This window comes from Paraburkholderia bryophila (assembly GCF_003269035.1).
GTDB lineage: Bacteria > Pseudomonadota > Gammaproteobacteria > Burkholderiales > Burkholderiaceae > Paraburkholderia > Paraburkholderia bryophila.
Window position 1 is genome coordinate 1 of sequence record NZ_QLTK01000066.1, and the last position, 2,133, is coordinate 2,133.

Annotated in this window: 6 protein-coding genes; all 6 read left to right on the plus strand. The window is 63.0% G+C overall.

The genetic code is table 11. The annotated features are described in order from the left end of the window. Window positions 1-314: N-acetylmuramidase domain-containing protein (locus tag BX591_RS35655; protein WP_146749864.1), on the plus strand; the 314-nt coding region annotated here is incomplete at its 5' end. Beyond that, window positions 311-745, plus strand: a complete 435-nt coding sequence (lysB, locus tag BX591_RS35660; protein WP_111935988.1) for an Rz-like lysis system protein LysB — start codon at window positions 311-313, stop codon at window positions 743-745. The genes BX591_RS35655 and lysB, both read left to right, overlap by 4 nt. Continuing rightward, on the plus strand, window positions 639-884 hold the full coding sequence (lysC, locus tag BX591_RS37100) for an Rz1-like lysis system protein LysC (RefSeq protein ID WP_244218707.1): 246 nt from the start codon (window positions 639-641) through the stop codon (window positions 882-884). Before lysB ends, lysC begins: the two co-directional genes overlap by 107 nt. After that, window positions 877-1,293 carry a phage tail protein gene (locus tag BX591_RS35665; RefSeq protein WP_035557091.1) on the plus strand — a complete coding sequence of 139 codons (417 nt, stop codon included), beginning with the start codon at window positions 877-879 and terminating at the stop codon, window positions 1,291-1,293. The genes lysC and BX591_RS35665 overlap by 8 nt, the downstream gene beginning before the upstream one ends. Next, window positions 1,293-1,763, plus strand: coding sequence for a phage virion morphogenesis protein (locus BX591_RS35670; protein ID WP_111935989.1), 471 nt, complete (start codon window positions 1,293-1,295; stop codon window positions 1,761-1,763). Before BX591_RS35665 ends, BX591_RS35670 begins: the two co-directional genes overlap by 1 nt. 86 nt (window positions 1,764-1,849) lie before the next feature. Continuing rightward, on the plus strand, window positions 1,850-2,133 hold a 284-nt coding region (locus tag BX591_RS35675), incomplete at its 3' end, for a phage baseplate assembly protein V (protein ID WP_167444692.1).

Here is a 2,133-nt window from a genome sequence, read left to right on the forward strand (position 1 = left end):
TGATCGACGCCGGCGCGGCGTATGAGTCGGCGAGCTGGGGCGCGTTTCAGGTGATGGGCTATCACTGGGAACGGCTCGGCTATTCGAGCATCGACGAACTCGTCGCACGCATGGAGAACAGCGAAGGCGATCAGCTCGATCTGTTCGTGCGCTATGTGGCGGCCGATGCGGCTTTGCTTTCAGCGCTGAAGGGCAGGAAGTGGGCGGCGTTCGCCAAGGGCTACAACGGGCCGGATTACGCCCGCAACCTGTACGACGCGAAGCTTGCACAGGCCTATCTGAAGTACGCAGGCACCGACAAGGCGGCCGCATGAACGCGTTCGCCGCAAAGTGCATCGCGGTCGGCGTCGCGCTGCTCGCGCTCTACGGCGGGTATCGGTACGTCACGGCGCTTCACGAAGCGCTGGTGACGGCCCAAAAACAGGCCGCCGACGCGCGGCAGGGCACGGCCGACCGCGATGCAATCATTAAACGCCTGCTCACCGACGCCGACGACAAGGCCAACCAACAGCGCAAGCTCGATGCCGATCACTCGGCGATCGACTCGAAGCTCGCCGGCATTCGTGCCGAAATCAGGAGATACAACGATGAAAGCGCAGCATTCCGCGCGTGGGCCGCTGGTGATTTGCCTGCTGACGTTGTCCGCATGCACGCAAGCCCCGCTATCACCGGCGCCGCAGATTACCTTGCAAGAGTGCCAGGCGGTAACGCGCTGCACGCTGCCGGCGATGGCACCGACGACTAACGGCCAGCTCGACGACGCGTTACACATGGTCAAAGCCGCGTGGGCGCAATGCGCGGCCAAGGTCGATATGATTTTCGACTGCCAGACCAGAAGCGCACACGATGCGGCACCAACGCACGCGGCGGCCACCCATGATTAAGACGGCCAGCTTGCGTGCGGCGCTTGTCGCTGCGATCCCGGAACTCGCGATCAATCCCGAGCGCCTGACGATTTTCCTCGACGAAGGGCATATTCTCGCGACCGGCACGAGAACGCCGTCGTTCGAATACCGGTACACCGCACATGCGATCGTGCAGGACTTCGCCGGCGACTCCGACCACGTCTTTATCGCTATCGTCGAGTGGGCGCGCGCCAATCAGCCGGACCTCGTCACGAACGCCGATGAACGCGAGCGCGGCATTACGTTCGAAGCCGACATTCTCAATAATGAAACGGTCGATCTGTCGATCAGGCTGCAGCTCACCGAAAGTATCGTTGTATCGGTCGACGCGAGCGGCGCGCGCACGATCAAACACGTCGACGACTCGGCCGATCACTGGCTCGGATGATGGAAAACGATCTGCAGGCACTCGACAGATGGGCCGGCGGCCTGCTCGCGCAGCTCGAACCGGCCGGCCGCCGCGCCGTCACCCGCGACGTGGCGCGCGAGCTGCGGCGCAGCCAGCAAACTCGCATCGCCGCGCAGCGCAATCCCGACGAAAGCCCGTTCGAATCGCGCAAGCCGCGAACGGGGAAGGGCGGCAAGCAACGCGACAAGAAAGGGCGCATCAAGCGCGCCGCGATGTTCGCGAAGCTGCGCACCACCCGTTATCTCAATGTCGAATCCGACGCGCTCGGCCTTGCTGTCGGCTTCGCCGGCCGCGTCTCGCGCGTGGCGCGCGTCCACCAGTACGGGCTTAGAGATAAAGTCGCGCCCAAGGGCGTCGAATACAAATACCCGGCGCGATCGCTGCTCGGTTTCACGGCGCAGGATCGCGAACTTATCCGCGACGTGTTGCTGAAGCACATCACGAAATAGCCCTGTTTTTAAGGGCTAACTGTACCCACACCCCTCACATAACCCGCGACTCGCTTCGCGCGCATGCAGCCGGCAACATGGTCGGCATGGACGCTAACGAATTCCGACGACTGATTATCAACATGATCCGCAAGGGCGCGATCATGGACGTCAATCACGCCAGCAATCCGCCGACATGCCGTGTGTCGATCGGCGACCCTGACGACCCGGACGGCGAAGGCCTGCAAACGAACTGGCTGCCGTTCCTGTCGGTTCGAGCTGGTACAACGCGCGAATGGAACCCGCCAACGAAGGGCGAAGGTGTTGTGCTGATCTGCCCGATGGGCGATCCGGCACAGGGCGTTGTTCTCTGCGGCCTGAATACCGACGC